The 21,797-nt window shown below is 71.8% G+C and carries 19 protein-coding genes; 14 read left to right on the top strand and 5 right to left on the bottom strand.

Annotation, left to right across the window (positions count from 1 at the left end; all coding sequences use genetic code 11):
* Nucleotides 1–3 precede the first annotated feature (3 nt).
* Nucleotides 4–1,134, top strand: coding sequence for a glycosyltransferase (locus tag BJ986_RS16800; protein WP_179421957.1), 1,131 nt, complete (start codon nt 4–6; stop codon nt 1,132–1,134).
* Here the strand turns inward: BJ986_RS16800 and BJ986_RS10650 are convergent.
* Together BJ986_RS10650 and BJ986_RS10655 are read right to left on the bottom strand one after the other, a co-directional pair.
* Nucleotides 1,131–1,871, bottom strand: a complete 741-nt coding sequence (locus BJ986_RS10650) for a hypothetical protein (RefSeq protein WP_179421958.1) — start codon at nt 1,869–1,871, stop codon at nt 1,131–1,133. The genes BJ986_RS16800 and BJ986_RS10650 overlap by 4 nt on opposite strands.
* Nucleotides 1,868–3,238 (bottom strand): glycosyltransferase family protein, encoded by a 1,371-nt coding sequence (locus BJ986_RS10655; RefSeq protein ID WP_179421959.1) that lies wholly within the window; start codon nt 3,236–3,238, stop codon nt 1,868–1,870. Before BJ986_RS10655 ends, BJ986_RS10650 begins: the two co-directional genes overlap by 4 nt.
* An 81-nt stretch (nt 3,239–3,319) precedes the next feature.
* Here BJ986_RS10655 and BJ986_RS10660 point away from each other — a divergent pair, with 81 nt between their 5' ends.
* The 4 genes from BJ986_RS10660 to BJ986_RS10675 all read left to right on the top strand — a co-directional run bounded on the left by BJ986_RS10660 (nt 3,320) and on the right by BJ986_RS10675 (nt 7,185).
* On the top strand, nt 3,320–4,444 hold the full coding sequence (locus BJ986_RS10660; RefSeq protein ID WP_179421960.1) for a glycosyltransferase: 1,125 nt from the start codon (nt 3,320–3,322) through the stop codon (nt 4,442–4,444).
* 73 nt (nt 4,445–4,517) lie between these two features.
* On the top strand, nt 4,518–5,114 hold the full coding sequence (locus BJ986_RS10665; RefSeq protein ID WP_179421961.1) for an N-acetyltransferase: 597 nt from the start codon (nt 4,518–4,520) through the stop codon (nt 5,112–5,114).
* Nucleotides 5,111–6,199 carry an aminotransferase class I/II-fold pyridoxal phosphate-dependent enzyme gene (locus tag BJ986_RS10670; protein ID WP_179421962.1) on the top strand — a complete coding sequence of 363 codons (1,089 nt, stop codon included), beginning with the start codon at nt 5,111–5,113 and terminating at the stop codon, nt 6,197–6,199. The genes BJ986_RS10665 and BJ986_RS10670 overlap by 4 nt, the downstream gene beginning before the upstream one ends.
* On the top strand, nt 6,199–7,185 hold the full coding sequence (locus BJ986_RS10675) for a Gfo/Idh/MocA family protein (RefSeq protein WP_179421963.1): 987 nt from the start codon (nt 6,199–6,201) through the stop codon (nt 7,183–7,185). The genes BJ986_RS10670 and BJ986_RS10675 overlap by 1 nt, the downstream gene beginning before the upstream one ends.
* An 88-nt stretch (nt 7,186–7,273) precedes the next feature.
* Here the strand turns inward: BJ986_RS10675 and wecB are convergent, their stop codons facing one another.
* Nucleotides 7,274–8,338 (bottom strand): non-hydrolyzing UDP-N-acetylglucosamine 2-epimerase, encoded by a 1,065-nt coding sequence (gene wecB, locus BJ986_RS10680; RefSeq protein ID WP_179421964.1) that lies wholly within the window; start codon nt 8,336–8,338, stop codon nt 7,274–7,276.
* A gap of 148 nt (nt 8,339–8,486) precedes the next feature.
* Between wecB and BJ986_RS10685 the strand changes: the two genes are divergently transcribed.
* Entirely contained in the window at nt 8,487–8,786 is a 300-nt protein-coding gene (locus BJ986_RS10685; RefSeq protein ID WP_179421965.1) for a hypothetical protein, read from the top strand.
* A 46-nt stretch (nt 8,787–8,832) separates the two neighbouring features.
* Here the strand turns inward: BJ986_RS10685 and BJ986_RS10690 are convergent, their stop codons facing one another.
* On the bottom strand, nt 8,833–9,597 hold the full coding sequence (locus BJ986_RS10690; RefSeq protein ID WP_179421966.1) for an FkbM family methyltransferase: 765 nt from the start codon (nt 9,595–9,597) through the stop codon (nt 8,833–8,835).
* A 213-nt stretch (nt 9,598–9,810) separates the two neighbouring features.
* Here BJ986_RS10690 and BJ986_RS10695 point away from each other — a divergent pair, with 213 nt between their 5' ends.
* Nucleotides 9,811–11,070 carry a hypothetical protein gene (locus BJ986_RS10695; RefSeq protein ID WP_179421967.1) on the top strand — a complete coding sequence of 420 codons (1,260 nt, stop codon included), beginning with the start codon at nt 9,811–9,813 and terminating at the stop codon, nt 11,068–11,070.
* On the opposite strand, the gene BJ986_RS10700 is transcribed toward BJ986_RS10695, so the two are convergent.
* Nucleotides 11,052–11,984 carry a glycosyltransferase family 2 protein gene (locus BJ986_RS10700; protein WP_179421968.1) on the bottom strand — a complete coding sequence of 311 codons (933 nt, stop codon included), beginning with the start codon at nt 11,982–11,984 and terminating at the stop codon, nt 11,052–11,054. The genes BJ986_RS10695 and BJ986_RS10700 overlap by 19 nt on opposite strands.
* Nucleotides 11,985–12,072: 88 nt before the next feature.
* Here BJ986_RS10700 and BJ986_RS10705 point away from each other — a divergent pair, with 88 nt between their 5' ends.
* The 7 genes from BJ986_RS10705 (at nt 12,073) to BJ986_RS10735 (ending at nt 21,755) form a co-directional block, all read left to right on the top strand.
* Nucleotides 12,073–13,191 carry an acyltransferase gene (locus BJ986_RS10705; RefSeq protein ID WP_179421969.1) on the top strand — a complete coding sequence of 373 codons (1,119 nt, stop codon included), beginning with the start codon at nt 12,073–12,075 and terminating at the stop codon, nt 13,189–13,191.
* Between the two features lie 38 nt (nt 13,192–13,229).
* Nucleotides 13,230–14,552, top strand: a complete 1,323-nt coding sequence (locus tag BJ986_RS10710) for a glycosyltransferase (RefSeq protein WP_179421970.1) — start codon at nt 13,230–13,232, stop codon at nt 14,550–14,552.
* Complete coding sequence (locus BJ986_RS10715) at nt 14,549–16,282, top strand: hypothetical protein (protein WP_179421971.1); 1,734 nt, start codon at nt 14,549–14,551, stop codon at nt 16,280–16,282. The genes BJ986_RS10710 and BJ986_RS10715 overlap by 4 nt, the downstream gene beginning before the upstream one ends.
* Complete coding sequence (locus BJ986_RS10720; RefSeq protein WP_179421972.1) at nt 16,279–16,941, top strand: class I SAM-dependent methyltransferase; 663 nt, start codon at nt 16,279–16,281, stop codon at nt 16,939–16,941. The genes BJ986_RS10715 and BJ986_RS10720 overlap by 4 nt, the downstream gene beginning before the upstream one ends.
* On the top strand, nt 16,941–17,702 hold the full coding sequence (locus BJ986_RS10725; RefSeq protein ID WP_179421973.1) for a hypothetical protein: 762 nt from the start codon (nt 16,941–16,943) through the stop codon (nt 17,700–17,702). Before BJ986_RS10720 ends, BJ986_RS10725 begins: the two co-directional genes overlap by 1 nt.
* Before the next feature lie 133 nt (nt 17,703–17,835).
* Nucleotides 17,836–19,146, top strand: coding sequence for a nucleotide sugar dehydrogenase (locus tag BJ986_RS10730; RefSeq protein WP_179421974.1), 1,311 nt, complete (start codon nt 17,836–17,838; stop codon nt 19,144–19,146).
* On the top strand, nt 19,143–21,755 hold the full coding sequence (locus tag BJ986_RS10735) for a glycosyltransferase family 4 protein (RefSeq protein ID WP_337795145.1): 2,613 nt from the start codon (nt 19,143–19,145) through the stop codon (nt 21,753–21,755). The genes BJ986_RS10730 and BJ986_RS10735 overlap by 4 nt, the downstream gene beginning before the upstream one ends.
* The last annotated feature ends 42 nt before the right edge of the window (nt 21,756–21,797 follow it).

Consider the following 21,797-nt stretch of genomic DNA (forward strand, 5'->3'; position numbering starts at 1 on the left):
GAGGTGGTCGACGTCAGCGTCGTCACCAGTGGTCACGACGTGTCCGACGCCCGGCTCCACCGCGTCTGCGCAGCCCTGCTCGGGCACGGCCTGACCGTCGAGGTGATCGGCCTGGGTGACGCCGGGCAGGGCCCCGACGGTGCCGAGGTGCACACCACCCCGCGCGGCGGCATGGCGGCACGGGCGCTGGCTGCGCCCCGCAAGGCCGCCGCTGCCCGCGGCGCCGTGCTCCTCGCGCTCGACCCCGACTCGCTGCTGGCCAGCCTCGTCGTGGGCCGGCTGCGCCGTCGCAGGGTCGTGGCCGACGTCCACGAGGACTACGCGGCGCTGCTGTCCGACCGGTCCTGGGCCGCAGGCTGGCGCGGCACCGTGGGGCGGGCGCTCGCCGGGCTGGCCACGGCCGCCGCGCGGCGGGCCGACCTCGTCGTCGTGGCGGACGACCACCTGCCGCCGCTCACCGCACGCCACCGGTTCGTCCTGCGCAACCTCCCCGACCTGGCCATGCTGCCGCCGCTCGGCGCGCCCGACCCCCAGCCGCGGGCCCTCTACGTGGGAGACGTGCGCGGGTCCCGCGGGCTCTGGTCCATGCTCGATGCCATCGAGCAGGCCCCCGCCTGGCACCTCGACGTCGTGGGCCCGGTGGCCGGCGGCGACGCCGACGAGCTGGCGGCCCGGCTACGCCGCTCCGGGCTCGACGACCGGGTGCGGTTCCACGGCCGGCTGCCCCCACGCCAGGCATGGGCCGTGGCCGAGGGCGCGTGGTGTGGTCTGGCCCTGCTCGAGGACACCCCGGCGTTCCGTGCCGCCACGCCCAGCAAGCTCTACGAGTACCTCGGGTGTGGGCTGGCCGTCGTCGTCACCGACCTGCCGCGCCAGGCCGAGCTCGTGCGCGACTCGGGCGGTGGGCAGGTCGTGCCACCGGGACCGCTCGCTGGGTCCGCCACGGCCGCCGTGCTGAACGATTGGGTCCAGGACCCGGCAACGCTGGCTGACCGGCGGACCGCAGCAGGCCGGTGGCGGTCGCAGGCGCTGCAGGACAACCCGTATGCCGACCTTGCTCGGCGGGTCGCGGCGCTCGGCGAGGCGCGCGCGGGTGCGGACCCCGCCGCCGGACCTCCGGCTCACAGACCCTAGGACTGCTGGTCTGCGAGCCTCTCGACGCGAGCCTGGAGGCATCGCGACGCGGCAGCCAGTCCGACGACCACGTCGGGTGCCGGGTGGCGACGGGCCAGCAACCACGCCGCACGGTGCGTGGGGGTGTCCAGGGCCACGACGACGTCGGCCACCCGAAGCACGTCGTCCACGTGGCGCGACGCCAGGCACGCGGCGGCATACCTGCTGGCGAGGGTCCCGCGCGCTGCGGCCTTGCGCACCCGGCGGACCTTGGCGGAGCCGACCACCCTCCCCACGACCGGCTGCCCCTTGAGGGTGGTGCTCAGGCGGTTGGTCCGCGAGCGGACCGCTCGACGCACGCGGTTGCTGCGCCAGCGGAGGGCGTGCGTCACTCCGGCCCGGGTGAACTTGGAAGCCCTCGCGGGGGGTGTGGAGGGCTCGGCGGGCTCGGCGGCCTCGTCGGCGAACGCGGTTTCGGGCTCCTCCTCCGGACCCCCGGGACCCAGGGCCAGCCCGGTGGAACCGTCGGGGTCGAGCTCCGACGGGGCGACCGGGATGGCGGCGTCGACCACGGGAAGGGTGCGGCCACCCCCGATGGCGCGCACGAGGATGTGCTGGTCCACCGGAAGCGGTCGCCCCGGTCGGTGCCAGGAGACGACCGTCAGCCGGGCGTCGGGGTCGGCCCGCAGCTGGTGCCGTGCCTCCTCGATCTGGCCGGCCCGCAGCGGAGGTCCGGCGCTGAGCAGGACGACGTTCACGATGCCTCCGTGGTGAGGGTCTCGGGGTGGTCCGCACCCGTGCGGGGCCGGATGCCGTCGGCCAGTGCCGCGATGCGTGGTGCGAGCTGGAGCTCACGTGAGTACTTCACCGCGAAGTCCCGGCAGCTGGCCCGCACCTCGTCACTGGCGTTGAGCGCGGCTTCGCCGGCCTTCTCCAGGGCCGTGGCCACCGTCTCCGGCTCCAGGTCGGCCACCGGGAACCACAACGGGTAGCCCTCGAGGACGTCGCTCGCGGCGTTGCGCGGGTCGTGGACCGAGACGATCGGCAGGGCGCTCGCGGTGTACTCGAAGACCTTGCCGCTGGTGACGTAGAGGCCGGCCCCGAGGATGAGCAGAGCCACGTCGAAGGTGTCGTAGACCTCCTTGACGCGCTGCTTGGCCAGAGGCCCGGCATAGCTGAGCCCCTCGTGGGCGTGGTCGGCGATGAGTCGCACCAGGTGGGGGCTGGGCGTCGCGTAGAAGCCGAGGTATCCCCACACCTCCGCGGTGGCGCCGGCCAGGGCGGAGGACCGACCACGAGCCAGTGACCACCCGGCGGCGAACTCGGCGAGCGGCACCTTGCTGCTGACCGTGCCGATGTAGCCGTAGCGAAGGGGCCGCGGGGGCTTGCGCGCCGCGAGTCGTGGGGTGGGCGCGAACTCGGGGTCGTAGCCGTTCGCGACCACGTGCATGCGGTCGGCCACCTCGGGGTAGCGCCGCTGGTGCCAGGCGCAGATCGGGGTGTTGACGAACCAGACCTCGGTGGCCGACTCGATCAGGTCCCGCTCGAGGACGGCGACCTTGGAACCCTCCTCGTGCACCTGGTGTCCGTCGAAGACGTCGAGCATCCAGGCGTCGCGATAGTCCATGACGTAGGGGACGCCCGCCGTCTCGTGCAGGTGCTGGGCGACCGAGAAGTCGACGTTGGGGTTGGCCGAGGCGACGACGAGGTCGACCGGGTCGGCCGCGTGCACCTCGGCAGCGGCGCGCGTCAGCGGGCCCTTCCACGGTCCGTAGCCGACCTCGGGGAAGTCGCGTACGTCACGACGGACCCGCGAGCGCCACCACAGCCGCGGGGCGAAGGCCCGAAAGGCGCTCCACTCGCGCACGTCCATCTCCAGGCTGGGCCAGGCGAACGGCACGCGGACGACCTCGATGCTCGGGTCGACGAGGGCCTCGAGGGAGGTGTCCGCGCCGGTGTACTTCAGGAACGTCTCGCGGTCGGCGGTGAGCGCGGTGACCCGGAAACCCTGCGCCGCGAAGCCGTTGGCCGTGGCGAGCGCCCGGTAGACGCCGCCACCCCGGCAGGGGGGAAAGCCCCAGGCGACGTAGAGGACGTGTGGTGCGTGCCCTTCGGCAGCAGCCATGTGGAGAACCCTTTCTGGGGAAGATCGTGAGCGCCGCGACTCTCCGCGACTCGCCGCGTCGAGTGCCTAGACTAAGGCACCGTGTCCGACGTCTCCCGACCCACGACCTGGCCTCGGCCGGGCTCGCGGACCACCCAGCTGCTCGTCGGGCCGGCCAACTTCGCGGGCCAGGGACGAGGCTGGGCAGCGGCAGCCCGGCGACTGCCCGATGTGGACGCCCTGTCGTTCCAGGTCGCGACCTCGACGACCTTGGCGGAGCCGGCCGACTTCGTCCTCGACCGCGTCGCCTTCGACGATCCGGGGCTGGCCAGGGCCCGCGAGTCGTGGGTGACCTCGTTCACTCACGTCCTCGTCGAGGCCGGTCGTCCGGTGACGGGCACCCAGCACGGACTGGACGCCGCGGGGGACCTCGCCTTCCTCGAGGACGCGCGGGTGCGGGTGGGAATGGTGGCTCACGGCACGGACGTCCGCCGGCCCGACCGACACCTCGACGCCGAGCCAGACTCGCCCTTTGCCCGGATGGCCGACGACACGGTCCGGTTGCGACAGCGCCATGCCGACCGGATGGCCGGGCTGATGACGCGACGGGACTGGTCGTTCGTGTCGACGCCCGACCTGCTGCTCGACGTGCCCACGGCCCGGTGGCTGCCGGTCGTCGTCGACCCTGCCCGCTGGAGCCCGCAGCCGTGGGAGCCGGCGCCCGCCGGGCGCCCACCCCGTGTCGTCCACGTGCCCTCGCACCGCCAGGTCAAGGGCACCGCGCTCATCGAACCGGCCGTGCTGGAGCTGGCCCGGCGCGGACTCATCGACTACACGCCGCTGCACGACGTCGCGTGGGCCGAGATGCCCGCCGTCATCGCGTCCGCCGACATCGTGCTCGACCAGTTCGCCCTCGGCGGGTATGGCGTGGCAGCGGTCGAGGCGATGGCCTCCGGTCGCGCGGTGGTCGGACACGTCCGCCCGGACGTGCGGGCCCACGTCCAGGCTGTCACGGGACGGGTGCTGCCAGTGGTCCAGAGCCGCGCGGCCGACGTCGCGGACGTCCTGATGGAGCTGGTGCAGGACCGCGACCGGTGGTTGGCGGTCGCCCGGCAGGGTGCCGAGTTCGCCTCCTGCGTGCACGACGGCCGGCTGTCCGCGGAGGTTCTGCGCACCTTCCTGCTGTCGAGGTCGACCGAGTCGCTGCCGCCCGCGCCCAGGCCGTAGCCTGTGACGCGCGCGGGGCCGCCCGCGCGCCCTGGAAGCCGCGCGCCCGCGCGCCCGTTGAGAAGGACACCCCGTGGCTATACGAGTTCAGGACAGCGCGGACGTCTCGCCCGACGCCACCCTCGGCGACGGGACCTCCGTCTGGCACCTCGCGCAGGTCCGTGAGGCCGCCGTGCTGGGGCAGAACTGCATCGTCGGCCGGGGTGCGTACGTCGGCACCGGGGTCGTGATGGGCGACAACTGCAAGCTGCAGAACTATGCCCTCGTCTACGAGCCGGCGGTGCTGGAGGACGGCGTCTTCGTCGGCCCCGCCGTGGTCTTCACCAACGACCACTACCCGCGCTCGATCGACCCCGACGGCACCCTGAAGCGGGGCGACGACTGGGAGGCCGTCGGCGTGACGGTGCGCCAGGGTGCGTCGATCGGCGCACGCTCGGTGTGTGTCGCCCCGGTGACCATCGGACGCTGGGCGCTGGTCGCCGCAGGGTCGGTCGTGGTGCGCGATGTGCCCGACTTCGCGCTCGTGGCGGGTGTCCCGGCGAAGCGGCTAAGGTGGGTGGGCCGTGCCGGCGTCCCCCTCGAGCGGGATGCGGACGGCACTTGGGTTTGCCCGAAGACGGGCGAGCGATACATCGAAGAGAATGACCGCTTGATGGAGGCTGCACAGTGACCGAATTCATCCCCCCGGCGAAGCCGCTGATCGGCGACGAGGAGCGCGAGGCAGTCGACCGCGTGCTCCGCAGCGGCATGCTGGCGCAGGGCCCTGAGGTGAAGGCCTTCGAGGAGGAGTTCTCCAGCCACTTCGGTCTCGACCGCGCATGCGTCGCCGTGAACTCCGGGACCTCCGGACTCCACCTCGGCCTGCTGTCCGCCGGGGTCAAGGCGGGCGACGAGGTCATCGTCCCCTCCTTCACCTTCGCCGCGACGTGCAACTCGGTCGCGCTCACCGGGGCCACCCCGGTCTTCGCCGACATCAGCGCCGACGACTTCTGCCTCGACCCGGCCGCGGTCGAGGCCGCCATCACCGACAAGACCGTCGGCATCATGCCGGTGCACCTGTACGGCCACCCGGCCAAGATGCCCGAGCTGCAGGCCATCGCCGACAAGCACGGCCTGAAGATCTACGAGGACGCCGCCCAGGCGCACGGGGCCTCCCTGAACGGCACGCCTGTCGGCGCGTTCGGCGAGTTCGCGATGTTCTCGCTGTACCCGACCAAGAACATGACCTCCGGTGAGGGTGGCATGGTCTCCGTCGCCAGCGCCGAGACCGAGCGGCTCATGCGCCTCTACCGCAACCAGGGCATGCAGCAGCAGTACCACAACGAGGTCGTCGGCTTCAACACGCGCATGACCGACATCCACGCGGCCATCGGCCGCGTCCAGCTGACCAAGGTCGGCGCCTGGACCGCCACCCGCCAGTCGAACGCCGCGTTCCTCTCGGCCAACCTCGAGGGCGTCACCCCGCCGCCGGTCGCCGACGGTGCGGTGCACGTCTACCACCAGTACACCGTGCGCGTCCCCAGCGACCGGGACGGCTTCAGCAAGGCGCTGCGCGAGGAGTACAACGTCGGGTCCGGCATGTTCTACCCCGTGCCGAACCACCAGCTCAAGCCGTTCCAGGTCGACGTCGACCTGCCGGAGACCGCCAAGGCCGCGGCCGAGTGCCTCTCCCTGCCGGTGCACCCGTCGCTGAGCCAGGACGACCTCGAGCGCATCGTGACCGCGGTCAACGCCCTCGCCAAGGCCGGTGCCTGATGGCCAACCTGCGCGCAGGACTCATCGGCCTGGGCATGATGGGTCGCCACCACGCCCGCGTGCTGGGCTCTCTGCCGGGGGTCGACCTGATCGGCGTGGCCGACCCGGGTGGCGACGTGCACGGTGTCTCAGGGGGACGTCCGGTCTTCGAGGACATCCACCAGCTCATCGAGGCCGGGATCGACTACTGCATGGTGGCCGTCCCGACGATCTACCACGAGGAGGTCGGCCTCGCGCTGGCTGACGCGGGGGTCCACGCCATCATCGAGAAGCCCCTCGCCCAGGACACGCCGTCGGCCGAGAAGCTCGCGGCGGCGTTCAAGGACAAGGGCCTCGTGGGCGCAGTCGGCCACATCGAGCGCTACAACCCGGCGCTCCAGCAGGCCCGCGCACGCCTGGAGTCCGGCGAGCTCGGCGACGTCTACCAGGTGCAGACGCGACGCCAGGGACCGTTCCCGGCACGGATCGCCGACGTCGGCGTGGTCAAGGACCTCGGCACGCATGACATCGACCTCACCGCGTGGGTGACGCAGCAGTCGTTCACCTCGGTGGCTGCCGGCACGGCATACAAGAGCGGTCGCGAGTTCGAGGACCTCGTGGCGGTCGTCGGCACGCTGTCCAACGGCACCGTCACCAACCACCTCGTCAACTGGCTGTCGCCGCTCAAGGAGCGCGTCACCATCATCACCGGCGAGCGCGGCACCTTCGTTGCCGACACCCTCACCGCGGACCTCACCTACTACGCCAACGGCGAGGTGCAGACCACGTGGAACGACCTGGCCCAGTTCCGCGGCGTCTCCGAGGGTGATGTCATCCGCTACGCCATCTCCAAGCCCGAGCCGCTGCGCGTCGAGCACGAGAACTTCCGCGACGCCGTCCTCGGCAAGGAGGCCGACATCGTCACGATGGAGCAGGGTCTGGCCACCGTGCGGGTCGCCGAGGCCTGCATCGAGTCGGCGAAGACAGGCACCACGATCAAGCTCTGAGCCGCCGGAACCACGACGAACGCCCGCCTCCTCGAGGCGGGCGTTCGCCGTGGTGCGTATGCCGTGGTGGGTATGCCGTGGTGGCCGCTCAGCGGGCGAGGTGCGCCTTCTCGAGCGCCTGCACGGTGGCCTCGGCGGCTCGTCCGTCGCCGTAGGGGGCGGCGTCGGTGGGGGCGGGTGCCGGACGGTCGACGATCTCGGCCAGCCGGTCGAGGTCGAGGGCCAGCACGTTCCAGCCGAGGTCGATCGTCTCGGTCCACTCGGTCTCGGTGCGCACCGTGGTGCAGGGCGTGCGCAGCAGGAAGGCCTCCTTCTGCAGGCCACCGGAGTCCGTCACCACCGCGCGGGCAGCCTTGACCGCGGCCACCATGGCCGGGTAGTCGAGCGGTTCGATCGTGTGCAGGGAACCGGCACGCAGGTCGATGCCGTAGTGGGCCGCCCTCGCCACGAGCCGGGGATGCGCCGTGAGCACGACCGGGTAGGGCAGCGCGGCGAGGCCCTCGATGATGGCCCGGAGCCGCGTCTCGTCGTCCGTGTTCTCCGCACGGTGGATCGTGGAGAGGACGTAGTCGCCGTCCACTCCGTCGGGGAGGGCCGGGCGCCGGTCGCCGACGGACTCGGACACCTTGAGGCACACGTCGGTCATCACGTCGCCGACCAGCACCGAGCTCGCGGACAGCCCCTCTGCGGCCAGGTGCTCCATGGCGACCGAGGTGGGGGCGAGGCACAGGTCCGCCGCGTGGTCGGTGAGGACCCGGTTGTGCTCCTCGGGCATCGCCCGGTTGAAGGAGCGCAGGCCGGCCTCGAGGTGGGCGAGCGGGAAGTGCAGCTTCACGGCGGACAGGGCGCCCGCGATCGTGGAGTTGGTGTCGCCGTAGACGAGGACCCAGTCCGGTGCGTGCTCCTCGAGCACCGCGTCCATCGCCGCGAGCATGGCGCCGGTCTGGACCCCGTGGGACCCCGAGCCGACCCCGAGGTGCACGTTGGGCGTGGGGATGTCGAGGTCCTCGAAGAACACGTCCGACATCTTCACGTCGTAGTGCTGGCCGGTGTGGACGATCACGTGCTCGTGCCCGGCTGCCGCGGCGGCGTGGGCGATGGGAGCCAGCTTGACGAACTGGGGCCGGGCACCAACGATCGACAGGATCTTCATGGACGCTCTTTCAAAGATGGCGAAGGGACGGCCCAGGGACGGCGAGGCGTGGCGGGGGTTGCGCGAGGCTTCTGCCACGGGGTCCGGCGGCCCGAGAAGGCCTGCCTAGGCTAGCGTGTGCGCACTGACGAGCGAGCGAGGCACGGACGTGGATGATCGAGGCGAGGTCGAGCAGCTGCGGGCCACGACGGCTCTGGCGCTGGGTCGGCTCGAGGGGGCCTTGGCCGAGGCCGTCGCGCTCAGGGCCCTCCTCGAGGACGCGCAGCAGCGGCTGGCCGCGGCCCGGTGCGAGCTGCTCGACGAACGTGAGGCCAACCGGAGCCGGTGGGAGCGCCTGCGCACGCGCGCCTCCGCCGACGCGCGCAAGGCGTCCGAGCTGATCAGGGACAAACCCGCCGAGGGCGTCGGCCGGATCGCACGGTCGGCTGCCCGTCGACTCAAGCGCTGACCCGGCGACCTGACGCGGCGACCTGACCCGGCGACCGGGACGCGCCCTAGCAGGCCGACCTGAGTCGTCGACGCAGTGCACCGATGCGACGCCGGACGCCGGCCGGCAGCAGGAGGAAGGCCGGCCGCAGCCGCTCCAGGCCCACCCGGCGCGGCGCCACGTACTCGTAGGTGGGACTGGCGTTGAAGACCCGCCCGGTCGGCTTGTAGCCATGACGGGCCAGAAGACGGGCGAGCTCCTTGGCGGCCTGGTCCGAGTGCGCCTCGGCGAAGACCACCGGCCGGTCCTTGGACAGGATGCGGCTTGCGCCCTTGAGGGCACTGGCCTCCATCCCTTCCACGTCGAGCTTGATCAGCCCCACCCGGTGCCGCACCGCGTCATCGAGCCGCACGACGGCGAACTCCTCCACCACTCCCTCGCCGGTCCCCTCGACGAAACCGACCTGGTGCTCGGGAGACAGGTAGTTCGAGGCCCGGCCCGCCACCTCGCCGACTCCCGTGCGGTGCAGGGTGACCCGCTCCTGCAGCCCATTCGCTGCGATGTTGCGCTCGACCAGGTCGCCGTACCGTCCGACCGGTTCGAAGGCGTGGACGTGGGCGGAGGGGCACATCGTGGCGAACCAGACCGTGTGGGTGCCGAGGTGCGCGCCGACGTCGAGGTAGTCCCCAGTCACGCCGAGCGAGCGGATGTACTCCAGGAACGGCTCCTCGTAGACATTCCCGGTGGTCAGCGGGCGGTAGACGTACGGGGTCTCGAGACAGCCCTCTTCGTCGAACTTCAGCTCTCGGCCATGGCGGGTCACGGTCAGCATGCGCGCCATCGTACGCAGCCACGGTCATGGGTCACGGCTCGTCGGTGGGCGGGAGGGGGGTGGTGGGCGCACCCTTTCGGGAAGGCGGCAGGCGCCGGGAGGTGGGCCGGCGGCGTTCGTTCCTGCGCTACCGTGTGACGCGGTCAGGCCAGCCTGACGGCCGTCCGCGCCGGACTCCGATCACCCGGTGCCCGTGCGCCCGAGGAGTTTCCGATGTCCCGAGTCCCTGCCCAGCGTGAGACGGGGCTGCGGGTCCACCGGAAGCGAGAGGTCTCCCCGCTCCGCCGGCAAGCGCAGGCCCGGGTGCTGGCCGCCCTGGTCGTGGCGGTCACGTTCGCGGTGACCTACACCTCCACCGTCAAGCTCAGGCCGTTGTTCGCGCCGGACTCGCGCTACTACGCGGGCATGGCCCTGTGGTTCGGCGGCGAGAGCCAGGCTGAGGCGGCCCGCCAGGTGGCCGAGGTCAGCGCCAAGTCGGGCTGGGCCTCGCCGGCGGCGTCGGTGCTGTTCGGGTGGGGGCTCGTCCAGCCGCGCGTGGTGCTGCCCGCCCTGTCCGTGCCGTTCGTGAAGCTCTGGGGGATCGACGGGCTGGTCGTCGTCCCGGGACTGGCTCTGGCGGCCCTCATCGGGCTGATGGCGTGGCAGCTGTCCCGCCGGTACGGCACGGTGGCAGCGCTCGGCGCCGTCGTCCTGATCATGTGCAGCCCGCAGATCATGTTCTACGGCTCGGCGATGCTGACCGAGTCGTTGTCCGCGCTGTGGGGTGCGCTGACCTTGGCGGCCGCGTGGCGGTACCAGAGGCGTCCCGGCTGGGCTCCGGTGGCGGCGATGGTCGGCCTGACCCTGGTTTCGGCGTTCACCCGGCAGTCCACCCTGATCGTGGCCGGCGCGTTCGTGGTGGCCTGGCTGGCAGCCCTGGTCCTGCGGCATCGCCCCAACGGGTGGGGCGTGGCCGCCCTGGCGGTCGGGGGCACCTCCGTGGTGGCCCAGGTCGTGCAGACGGTGCTCTTCCCGACCTTCTCCCAGCTGGACCAGTTCAAGACCAAGACCGGCGCCGACTCCCTGTCCGGTGCGCTGTTGGCCGCGCCGCGACTCGCGTGGCACATCGCCCGGACCGACGTGAAGACCTTCGCGCTGGCGGACCGGCCGCTGCTCGTGCTGGTCGCGCTGTGCATCCTGTCCGGGCTGGTCTTCTGGCGCCGGGAGGAGACCCACCTGCTCCTGGGTGCCTTCGCCGGGACCGAGCTCTACGGAGTCACCAACGGCACCCCGACCGCGTTCCGCTACGCGATGCCGGGTCTGGTCTTCTTCGCCCTCTCGCTCGCGCTGCTGTTCTCCCGAGCCGTCCAGCGCACGGGGCAACCGGCCCGGACCGATGATCTCGAGCCCGGGAGGGAGTCGCCCCTCGAGCCCGGCGGAGAGTCGCCCCGCAGGACCGTCTCGAGCGGGCAGGGTCAGCGCGGCGTGGCCTGAATGTCCAGCACCAGCGACTGGACGACCAGCTGGATGCCCACCAACATCGGGGCGACGGCCAGCAGCCAGGTGCCGGTGCTCGCCTCGGGCTTGCCCAGGCTGGCGATGACCGCCCAGATGCCGATCACCAACCCGAAGAGCATCAGCAGGCTGCCGGCGATCAACAGGAGCGCGACGGGGGAGAACGACCACAGCACGTACTTGTGCCAGATCCGACGCCAGAATCCCCTGACCAGCAGGAGCAGCAGCCGGGGGACCACGGCGTGCAGCTTGAGGGTGGAGACCTCCGTGCCGTAGCGCGCCGGGATGGGCACGTCGATGGCCCGAGCGTCCAGGATGTTCAGCCAGATCAGCTGGTCGTTCTCGAACTCGTACCGCTCGGCCAACCGGTCCAGGGGGAGGCGTTCGAGGTACTCGCGGGTGATGGCCGTGTAGCCGTTCTGCGGGTCCACCAAGTTCCAGTAGCCGGACGCCGCCTTGGTGAGGAAGGTCAGGACGACGTTGCCGACCACCCGGTACGTCGGCATGCCCGCGAAGCTCGTCGCGGAGTAGAAGCGGTTGGCCTTCGCGAAGGCGTACCCGTCGTTCGCCAGGGGAGCCAGCAGCCGGGGGAGCTGCTCGGGGTCCATCTGCCCGTCACCGGCCATCACGACGCACACGTCGGCGCCCAGCTCGAGGGCTCGGCGGTGGCCGGTCACGATGGACCCGCCCACCCCCTTGTTCTCCTCGTGCCGCAGGACCTCGGTGCGCGGGTCACCGACGGCCAGGGCCACCTGGCCGGTGTCGTCGGGGCTCGCGTCGTCCACGACCAGAACGTGGTCGACGGTGGCGGGCATCGTCGTGATGACCTCGGCGATGTGCTCGCGCTCCCGGTAGGCCGGCACCACCACCGCGACCCGAAGACCCTCGTACATCCACACCCCTCGTCACCGGTGTCGCCACCTCGTTTTCCGCGAGTCTAGACACACGGTCACGGTGCGGGCATCGACTAGCCTTGCCCCGATGAGCGACGACACGGCCACCCTCGCGCCCGCACCGACCCGTTCACGCGCGTTCTCGGTGTTCGCCGAGTCGGGGCAGCTCGACTGGGTGTCGTGGATGCGGGTGTTCGCCATCTGCGGAGTCGTCACCATCCACGTTACGGGTGCGACAGCGATCCGACACGATGCGCGGTCGACCACGGTGGGGATGCTGGCCATCGTGCTGAACCGCGGCTTCAACTTCACCGTTCCGCTGTTCGTCATGCTCAGTGGCGCGCTGCTCCTCGACCCCTCGAGGTTCCGAGGGGACGGCGACTTCCTGCGTCGACGAGCCCTTCGCCTGGTGCCGGCGATCGTGTTCTGGCACCTGTTCTACTGGGGCTTCCGGGTCTTCTACCTCGACCAGACGCTGACCGCACGCGCCGCTCTCAAGATGACCCTGCGCGGTCAGCTCTTCACCGCCCTGTACTTCTTCTGGATCGTGCTCGGTCTGGCCCTTGTCACCCCGGTGCTGGTCGCGTGGACCGCCCGGTCCTCCCGCCGGGCGGTCCTGGTCGGTGGCGCCCTGGCGGTCGCCGTGCCCGCCCTGACCCAGCTGACGGTGACGATCCGCGACGCGCCGCTGACCTGGGTCGAGACACCGTGGACCTGGTGGGTCCCCTATCTCGGGGTGTACCTGCTGGGCTGGGGACTGCGCGGAGTGGTGCTGAACCGGTTCGCGGTCGTGGCCGCCCTGCTGGCGTGCGCGGCCATCGCGGCCGCGATCATCTGGATGTTCGGACGGTCCCACGTGCCGTGGTGGTTCAGCGGGTTGTTCAGTGGCTACTACTCGCTCGGCTGCCAGCTGTACGCAGCACTGGTGTTCCTGGTCGGGCAGGCGGTCCTGCGGCGTCGTGACCCCGGCTCGGCGGACAGCCCACGCGGGGCTGCGCTGGGCCGCCGGCTGGGCGCCGTCACCCTGGGTGTCTTCGCCATGCACCTGGCGGTGCTCTTCGTCTCCTACGACCTCCCGGCGGTGGGAGGCACGCCGGCCGCCGGCAGTGTCGTGGAGTTGCTGGGCCGCCTCGGGTTGGTCTTGGTTGCGTCTTTCGCGCTGGCTACACTCCTGCGGCAGGTCCCTCTCGTGCGACGGCTCGTGTGAGTGGCTGGCTTGTCGGGGCCACACGGGAGAGGACGCCAATGTTCGAGCAGGTCCACGAGCCGCGACACGTGCTCTACGTCGCGTGGGGTTTCGCACCTCACCAGGGGCCAGGGGTCTACCGACCGCTCGAGACGGTGGCCGAGCTCGTGCGGGCAGGTCACCGGGTCACCGTGCTGACGGCGGACCTCGACACCTTCGACCTGGTCATCGGCGGTGACCGCAGCCTGCTGGACGACGTGCCCGAGAGTGTGCGGGTCGTGCGCGTGCCGATGGACCCGCGCGAGCGCGACCCGCTGCTCAACCGCTGGCCGGCCGACCGCATGGCCAAGCCGAGGCCGTGGGTCGCGAAGGTCCACCAGGACCAGGTGCTGGCCTTCCCCGAGGTCGTCTACGCGACGTGGCAGCCTCGCGCCGAGTCAGCAGCCGCCCGGATCCACGAGCTCGATCCGGTCGACCTCGTGATCGCCACCGGGAACCCCTACGTCGACTTCACCGTGCCGTTGCGGCTGAGCGTGGACCACGGCATCCCGTTCGTGCTCGACGACCGCGACAGCTGGCTCCTCGACGTGTACACCGGCGAGCTGGGACCCACGGCGGAGCGCACCTTGCCCTGGCTCGAGTTCGCCCTCGCCCGTGCGCTGCGCGTGTGGTTCGTCAACGAGCCGATCGCGCAGTGGCACCGCGAGCGCTTCCCGGAGTTCGCCGACCGGATCGCCGTCGTGGAGAACGGGTGGGACCCACGGTTCCTGGACGTCGACCTGATCCACCGCGAACGAGCGCCCGGTTCGCGGCTGGTGTTCGCCTACGTCGGCACCGTCAGCTCGACGATGCCCTTGCGGTTGCTGGCCGAGGCGTGGCGCGCCGCCCGAGGCCGTTCGGGCAGGCTCGCCGACGCCGAGCTCCGGGTGGTGGGATCCTTCGGCCAGTCGGGACGGATGAGTGTCGAGCAGCTCGCCGTCGCCGACGAGTTCGCGCGGGACGGCCTGGTCATGACGGGCCGCGTCCCCAAGCACCAGATCACGCAGGCGTACGCCGAAGCGGACGTGTTGGTGTTCTTGAAGGAGGGAGGGGGCATGGTGACGTCGGGGAAGGTCTACGAGTACGTCGCGACCGGGTTGCCGATCGTCTCCATGCTGGCGCCCGAGCACGATGCCCGGCGCGTCCTGGACGGGTACCCGCGCTGGCACGACGCGAAGGACTACTCGGTGGAAGCGCTGGCAGCGGCGATGCTCGAGGCGCTCGACGACGTGGTCGACGGCCAGGGTCTCTTCGCGGCGAGCAGCGAGTACGGCGCGCGACGCAGTCGCCAGGCCCACCTGCGGCCCGCCATCGACGACGTGTTCGCGGCGTTGGCCCCGTGACCGAAGCCACCGCGACATCGCCACAGCAGGTCCGGCTGCTCCACCTGTCCTCCAGCCCGCCCGACGCCAGCACGCTCGCCCGGGTCCAGGCCGCGCCGGCCCACCACAGGACCGCCCTGACCGTCGTGGTGGCCCCCGAGGGCACAGAGGTCTCACTGGTGGCGCCGGAGGCGGTCCCGATCGCGCCGACCGAGTTGCCGACGGTGAACACGCACCACGTCGACCAGATCAGGGACTTGCTCCGGGCCCACCTCGCCTCCGTGTCCGGTCCCGTCGTGCTCGCCGCCGTCGACCGGTTCGTGCAGCTCGCCGCCTGGGACCTCCTCGACGGGGACGACGACCTGATCGCGACCACCACCCTGGACGCGGCCCTGCGGGTCACCCAGATGCTCGACCGCGGGATGACTCCCCAGCGGGTCCTGCACTCGCCACCCCTCAACGTCGCCCTCAGCGTGGCGGATGCCGGCGTGGGGGCCTCCGCGGACGAGGTTTCCGTGGTGAGGGTGACCGAGTCCGCGCCGGCCTCCGGCGAGGCATGGCTCACCCTGGGCGACGGCGTGAAGGACCCCGGGCTCGAGGTGCACACGGGCTCGATGAGCAGTCGGAGCGCAAGGGCGGTCGCCGCGCTGGCCGGGCCGAACCGTCGGGTCCCGGCGACGGCCGAGCGCCGACTCGTGGTCGGGCCGGCCAACTACGCCGGTCAGGGGTTCGAGTGGGCCAGGTCGGTCCGGGAGCACGCCCCCGGCTGGACGGCCCGCAACGTCCACGTGATGGCGCTGCGCTCCCCGTTGATGTTCCGGTCCGACCTACCACTGACTGCCACCCAGTGGGCGGATCCGGCCACCCGGGTGAGCCTGGCCGTCGAGCTCCTGGCCGACTCCACGGACGTCCTCGTCGAGGCGCTGCGGCCGTTGCTCGCCGTGCACGACCCCAGCGAGTCGGCCAACGGCTGGGACCCGCGTCGCGGGCGCGAGGACGTCGAGGCGCTGCGAGCCACCGGACGCCGGGTGGCACTGCTGTTCCACGGGTCCGAGGTCCGTCGCCCGGCACACCATGCGCGGCTGACCCCGTACTCACCGTTCCACCGCCTGGGCAACGAGACCCTCACCGCGCAACGCGAGCAGGCGACCGAACGCGTCCACGAGGCCTTCGCCGACTTCGACGGTCCGGTCCTGGTGTCGACCCCGGACCTGGTCGACCACGTGCCTAACGGCGTGTGGCTGCCCGGGGTCGTCGGTGCCGCCTCGTTCGTCGCCCCCACCCGGGCGGCGTTCAGCGGGGAGCGCCTGGTGGTGGCGCACGCGCCGTCCAGCTCGGCCCTCAAGGGCTCGGAGTGGATCGACCCGGTGCTCCAGGACCTGCATTCGCGCGGGCTCATCCACTACCAGCGACTGCGGGACCTGCCCCCACTGATGATCCCGTCCGTGCTGGAGGAGGCGGACGTCGTGGTCGACCAGGTGGTGATGGGCAACCCCGGCGTGCTGGCGGCGCAGGCGATGGCTGCCGGCCGATTGGTGGTGGCCCACCTGCCCGAAGGAGTGCGACGCCGGATGAACCCGCGGCCGCCGATCGTCGAGGCGACCCCGGCCACCCTCAAGGACGTGGTGCTGTCCATCGTCGACCAACCTCAGCACTACAGTCGTCTGGCTGCCAGCGGCGTGGAGTTCGCACGCACCCACCACGACGGACGGATGTCCGCCCGCGTGCTCACGGAGGCTCTCGGAACATGACCAGCTCGGGGAATCCCCTCGCGATCGACCAGTCGATCGCGTTCTGGGACGCGCGCCACCAGAAGCTCGCGCACACGTATGCCGGCGGTGACATCTCGTACGACGACACCGCCAACGCGATGCTCAACGCCTTGCGGGTGGGCCGTCTGATCGACCTCATCGGCACGTTCTCCCGTCCCGCAGCGCCGCTGCGCATCCTCGACGGTGGCTGCGGGACCGGCTGGCTGACCCGTGAGCTCGCCTCGTTCGGCCACCAGGTCGACGGCATCGACACCTCGGCGCAGGCCCTCGCGACCTGTCGGGCCCAGGCGCGGCCCGACGGCCGCGACCGCTACGCGCAGAGCCGGCTCGACGCCTGGGCGCCGAGCTACCTCTACGACGTCGTGGTCAGCGTCGACGTGCTGTTCCACATCATGGAGGACGACGTGTGGGCGGCCTCGGTGCGCAACCTCGGGATGCTCGTCCGTTCGCGAGGCCGCCTGGTCATCGCCGACCACGACCTCGACGCCGACCACCACTGGGGGGACTACCAGGTGAGCCGGGCGCGCCACCGCTACGTCGACCTGCTCGCGCCGGACGGCTTCGTCCACAGCGCCTTCGTTCCCTATGCCTTCCGTGAGAACCACGCCGGTCTCCACGTCTTCGACAGGACATCGTGATGCTGATCCGAGAGCTCATCCTCCACCACCTCGGCAACGGCGCTGTGCACCAGCGCGGCTACACGCTGCCGCCCAGCCAGACGCCGGGGCTGCGGTTGCACCCGGCGGAGGAGCAGGTCGACCCCGAGCCGGGCGATCTCCTGCTGCTCAGGGCGCCGGGCGACGGGGAGCTGTCGGGGCTGATCGACGACGACCTCCCCGAGGGCACGACGGTCGTGCTGCTGGTCCCCACCGACCCGGCTGAGCTGCCCGTGGGTCGCGTCGTCAATGCCTTGATCGGCGCAGGGCTCCAGCTCGTGGAGGCGGTCGTCGCCTCCGGCCAGCGCGAGCCGACGGTGGCCGTGGTGGCACGCCGCAGTGCGGCGACGGTGCTCCCGCTCCCCACGGCCGCCCGTGCGCTCGAACCGGCAGTGGTCGGCCCCGACGGGCCCGAGAAGGATGTGCTGGCCAGGTTGCTGGCCGAAAGCGTCCTGGAGAACCTCACGTCCCGCGCCCGCGAGCGCGTGCTGCTCGCCGAGCTCGGGGGAGCCGAGGACGGCCGCCGGAACGCCGAGCGCGAGCAGCAGGCGCTGGAGCAGCTGAGGGCCCTGCCGGACGAGCTGTCCACGGTGAAGGCGGAGCAGGCCGCCCTCAAGGTGGAGCGCGACGCGTTGAAGAAGCGGCTCGGGCAGGTGGAGTCGTCGACGACGTACCGGCTGGCCTCGAAGCTGGCTGGCGTCTCCGGCGCCGTGCGCCGCTTGCCGGGCCGCCCGCGCCGGTAGCTCCGCCCGCCCGCGCCGGTAGCTCCGGGCCGCCGGAGGGGTCCCCCCGGAGCCCCTCGTGCTGAGTTCGGCTTCGGAGTCCTGCTTCCGTATGATCGGGGGGCGCGTTTCCCCTCGACCTAGGACTGATGCTGTGAAGATCTGCGTTGTTGCGCTGGGCAAGATCGGGCTGCCGCTGGCCGTCCAGTTCGCCAGCAAGGGCCATGACGTCGTCGGCGTGGATGTCAACGCCGAGACCGTGGCGACCATCAACGAGGGCCGCGAGCCCTTCCCCGGCGAGGCCCACCTCCAGGACAAGCTGAGCGAGCTCGTCCCGTCCGGGCGGCTCCGCGCCACCACCGACTACGCCGACGCCGTTCCCGGCGCCGACGCGGTCGTGCTGGTCGTGCCGCTGTTCGTCGACGGCGAGGGCGTGCCGGACTTCGGCTGGATGGACGCCGCGACGCGCGAGCTCGCCAAGCACCTGAACAAGGGCACCCTGGTCTCCTATGAGACGACCCTCCCGGTCGGCACCACGCGCACCCGCTGGAAGCCCATGCTCGAGGAGATCTCCGGGCTGACCGAGGGCGAGGACTTCGACCTCGTGTTCAGCCCTGAGCGGGTGCTGACCGGCCGGGTGTTCGCGGACCTGCGCAAGTACCCCAAGCTGATCGGCGCGCTGAGCCCGGCCGGCGCTGCCCACGCCCAGAAGTTCTACGAGGCCGTCCTCGACTTCGACGAGCGCCCCGACCTGGCCCGCCCCAACGGCGTCTGGGACCTCGGCAGCGCCGAGGCCTCCGAGCTGGCCAAGCTGGCGGAGACGACCTACCGCGACGTGAACATCGGGCTGGCCAACCAGTTCGCGACCTTCGCCGCGACCCAGGGCATCGACATCTACCAGGTCATCGAGGCCAGCAACTCCCAGCCCTACAGCCACATCCACCGCCCGGGCATCGCCGTCGGCGGGCACTGCATCCCGGTCTACCCGCGCCTGTACCTGCACACCGACCCGGACGCGACCGTCGTGCGCGCCGCGCGCGCGGCCAACGCCGCGATGCCGCGCTACACCGTCGGCCTGCTCGCCGGCGCCCACGGTGACCTCGCGGGTCAGCGCGTGGTCGTCCTCGGAGCGGCCTACCGCGGTGGGGTCAAGGAGACCGCGTTCTCCGGGGTCTTCGACACCGTCAGTGCGCTGGCCGAGAACGGGGCGACCGTCCTCGTCCACGACCCGATGTACTCCGACGACGAGCTCACCGCCCTCGGCTTCACGCCCTACCACCTCGGTGAGCCGGCCGATGCCGCCGTCATCCAGGCCGACCACACCGAGTACTCCCGGCTGGAGCCCGCCGACCTCCCGGGCCTCAAGACGCTGGTGGACGGTCGTCGACTGACCACACCGGACGGGTGGCCGGGCGTCACGCACCGCACGGTGGGGGTGTCCCCGACCGGGGCTGCCGCCCTGTGACCACCGCCCTGTCGCCCGGCGACGAGACCCAGGGTGAGCGGCCCAAGGTCGTGATGATGGTCGGCAACGACATCGCCCACGACACCCGCGTGCTCAAGATGGGCCTGACCCTGGCCGACGCGGGGGTCGACGTGACCCTCCTCGGGTACGCGTCCTCGGAGATCCGCGAGGAACGCATGCTGGGTGACGTGCGCATCATCCGGGTGCCAGTGGGCTGGCGCCTGCGGGATGCCGCCGCGCGTCGTCGCGCGGCTCGTCGCCGGCCGCGCCTCTCGGTCGCGGTCGAACCGAACGCCCGCCGCGTCCTCGATCTCCAGGCCGCGGTCCGTCGTCGCGAAGCCGAGTCGGTGGGTGGTCTGGCCAACACCATCCGCGGCAACAGGCTCCGGGCGTCGAGGTATGCCGCGCGCATCCGAGGCGGTGCCGACCGCCGGCTCCGCAAGTGGCAGGGCGAGGTCTGGCACGCCGTCGACGGGGTGACCCACCGCACCCCGTGGGGCGCGAGCTGGCGTCGCCTCCTGCCGGAGATCGACGACTACGAGCTGGCCTTCGGCCCGGTGCTCGACCAGCTGGAGTGGGACGTGCTGCACGCCCACGACATCCACCTGGTCGGCGTGGCCAGCCGGGCGGTCGCCCGTCGCCGAGCCAGCGGACGCACCGCGGCGTGGGTCTACGACGCCCACGAGTACGTCGCGGGCCTCTCGATCTACGGCGCGCGCACGAAGCGCAAGCGCGCGGCATACCTCGACCTCGAGCGTGAGTACATCCGCGACGCCGATGCGGTGGTCACGGTCACCGAGCCGCTGGCGGCGAAGCTGCGCAGCGACCACCACCTGCCCGCCGTGCCTGCGGTCGTGATGAACAGCCCGATGCTCGGGGCCGGCGACCACGCCGTCGAGCACACCATCCGCGAGCAGATCGGGCTGGGGCCGGAGGTCCCGCTCGTCGTCTACAGCGGGGGTGTGACCGCGGTCCGGGGCGTCGACACCGCCGTCGAGGCCCTCGCGCAGCTGCCCGACGTCCATCTCGCGGTCGTGGCGGTGCCCCACAAGCAGGTCGACGCGGCCCAGGCGCTGGCCCTGCTCGCCGCGGAGCTCGGGGTGTCCGACCGGCTCCACCTGCTCGACCCCGTGGGGCCGGACGAGGTCTCCGCCTACCTGGCGACCGCCGACGTGGGGATCCTGCCGATCCACCACTACGGCAGCCACGAGGTGGCGATCCCCAACAAGATGTTCGAGTACCTCCACGCCGGGGTGCCGTTGCTCGTCAGCGACTGCGAGGCCCCCAAGGCCTTCGTCCAGCAGCACGGCGTGGGTGGGGTGCACGTCGCCCAGGACACCGACAGCTTCGTGCGCGAGCTGAGGGGCGTGCTCGACCGGCTGCCGGAGCTCAAGCAGCGCATCGCCGAGGACCCCGACCTGCTCACCCCCTACGCGTGGGACCGCCAGGAGGCGGTGTTGCGCGAGGTCTACCGCGCCATCCTGGGGGCCGAGCGCGTGCACGAGCCCACCACGGTCACGCAGCTCGAGGGCCTCAGGGAGCGACCCTCGGTCCGCAACGACCGCGCGTCCGTGGTTGGCATCGGCCCGGCCAACATGGCCGGTCAGGCCTGGGCCTGGGCCAAGGCGATCGAGCGGTACGTCCCCGGCTGCTCCACCGAGGTGGTCTCGGTGGACCGTGGTTCCGCACTCGTCTTCGAGGCCGACGAACTGGTCCCGGCCAGCACCTACGCCAAGGATGCGTCCTGGGCCCAGGCGTTCGAGTCCCGGGCCCTCGAGCACTGGACGCACGCCCTCCTGGAGGCCGGGCGTCCGATGTTCGGACTGCGCAACGGGCGCGACTTCACCGGTGACGTGCCGGTCCTGCGGTCCGTGGGCATCGAGGTCGGCCTGCTGTTGCACGGCTCGGAGATCCGCAACCCGCGTCGTCACGCGTCCTCGACCCCGTGGTCGCCGTTCGGCGACCCCGACGAGGAGCTCACCGCGCGACTCCAGTCCCAGTGGGACGTCCTGCACCCGCTGGTGACGGCGTTCGAGGGTCCCGTCTTCGTGTCGACCCCCGACCTGCTCGATGACGTGCCCGGGTCCCACCTGCTGCCGGTGGTGGTGGACATTGCCGCCTGGGCCACCACCGCTCCGGTGCTCGAGCGCCCGGTCCCGGTCGTCCTGCACGCCCCCAGCCGGGCGTCGATCAAGGGCACGGCGCACGTCACGGCGGCGATGGAGCCCCTGGCGGCCGCCGGACTGATCGACTTCAGGCTCCTGGAGGGGCTCGCACCGTCGGAGATGCCGGCAGCGGTCGCCGACGCCGACATCGTGCTCGACCAGTTCAGCCTCGGCAGCTACGGGGTGATGGCCGTCCAGGCCATGGCTGCCGGGCGGGTCGTGGTGGGCCACGTGACGGACGCGGTGCGCGCGGCTTGTCCTGGTGACCTCCCGCTGGTGGAGGCCACTCCCGACACCCTCGCCGCCGTCGTGCGGGGTCTGCTCGACGACAGGGCTGCCGGCGTGGCCGCTGCAGCGGCCGGTCCCGGGTATGCCGCGGACGTCCACGGCGGGGAACGCTCGGCTGCCGTCCTGGCCGAGGTCCTCGGCCTGCGCGGGGAGTAGGTCCGGCAGAGTCCCGCTTGTGCGGGCATTTGGTTACAGCAG

The sequence above is a fragment of the Pedococcus badiiscoriae genome (assembly GCF_013408925.1).
GTDB classification, from domain to species: domain Bacteria; phylum Actinomycetota; class Actinomycetes; order Actinomycetales; family Dermatophilaceae; genus Pedococcus; species Pedococcus badiiscoriae.

What these genes read in the sequence shown, in the direction of transcription:
- BJ986_RS10655 (WP_179421959.1), bottom strand. Translation starts at nt 3,238, where the DNA reads ATGGCTGCTGCCGAAGGGCACGCACCACACGTCCTCTACGTCGCCTGG.
- BJ986_RS10675 (WP_179421963.1), top strand. Translation starts at nt 6,199, where the DNA reads ATGGCCAACCTGCGCGCAGGACTCATCGGCCTGGGCATGATGGGTCGC.
- wecB (WP_179421964.1), bottom strand. Translation starts at nt 8,338, where the DNA reads ATGAAGATCCTGTCGATCGTTGGTGCCCGGCCCCAGTTCGTCAAGCTG.
- BJ986_RS10690 (WP_179421966.1), bottom strand. Translation starts at nt 9,597, where the DNA reads ATGCTGACCGTGACCCGCCATGGCCGAGAGCTGAAGTTCGACGAAGAG.
- BJ986_RS10695 (WP_179421967.1), top strand. Translation starts at nt 9,811, where the DNA reads ATGTCCCGAGTCCCTGCCCAGCGTGAGACGGGGCTGCGGGTCCACCGG.
- BJ986_RS10700 (WP_179421968.1), bottom strand. Translation starts at nt 11,984, where the DNA reads ATGTACGAGGGTCTTCGGGTCGCGGTGGTGGTGCCGGCCTACCGGGAG.
- BJ986_RS10705 (WP_179421969.1), top strand. Translation starts at nt 12,073, where the DNA reads ATGAGCGACGACACGGCCACCCTCGCGCCCGCACCGACCCGTTCACGC.
- BJ986_RS10710 (WP_179421970.1), top strand. Translation starts at nt 13,230, where the DNA reads ATGTTCGAGCAGGTCCACGAGCCGCGACACGTGCTCTACGTCGCGTGG.
- BJ986_RS10720 (WP_179421972.1), top strand. Translation starts at nt 16,279, where the DNA reads ATGACCAGCTCGGGGAATCCCCTCGCGATCGACCAGTCGATCGCGTTC.
- BJ986_RS10725 (WP_179421973.1), top strand. Translation starts at nt 16,941, where the DNA reads ATGCTGATCCGAGAGCTCATCCTCCACCACCTCGGCAACGGCGCTGTG.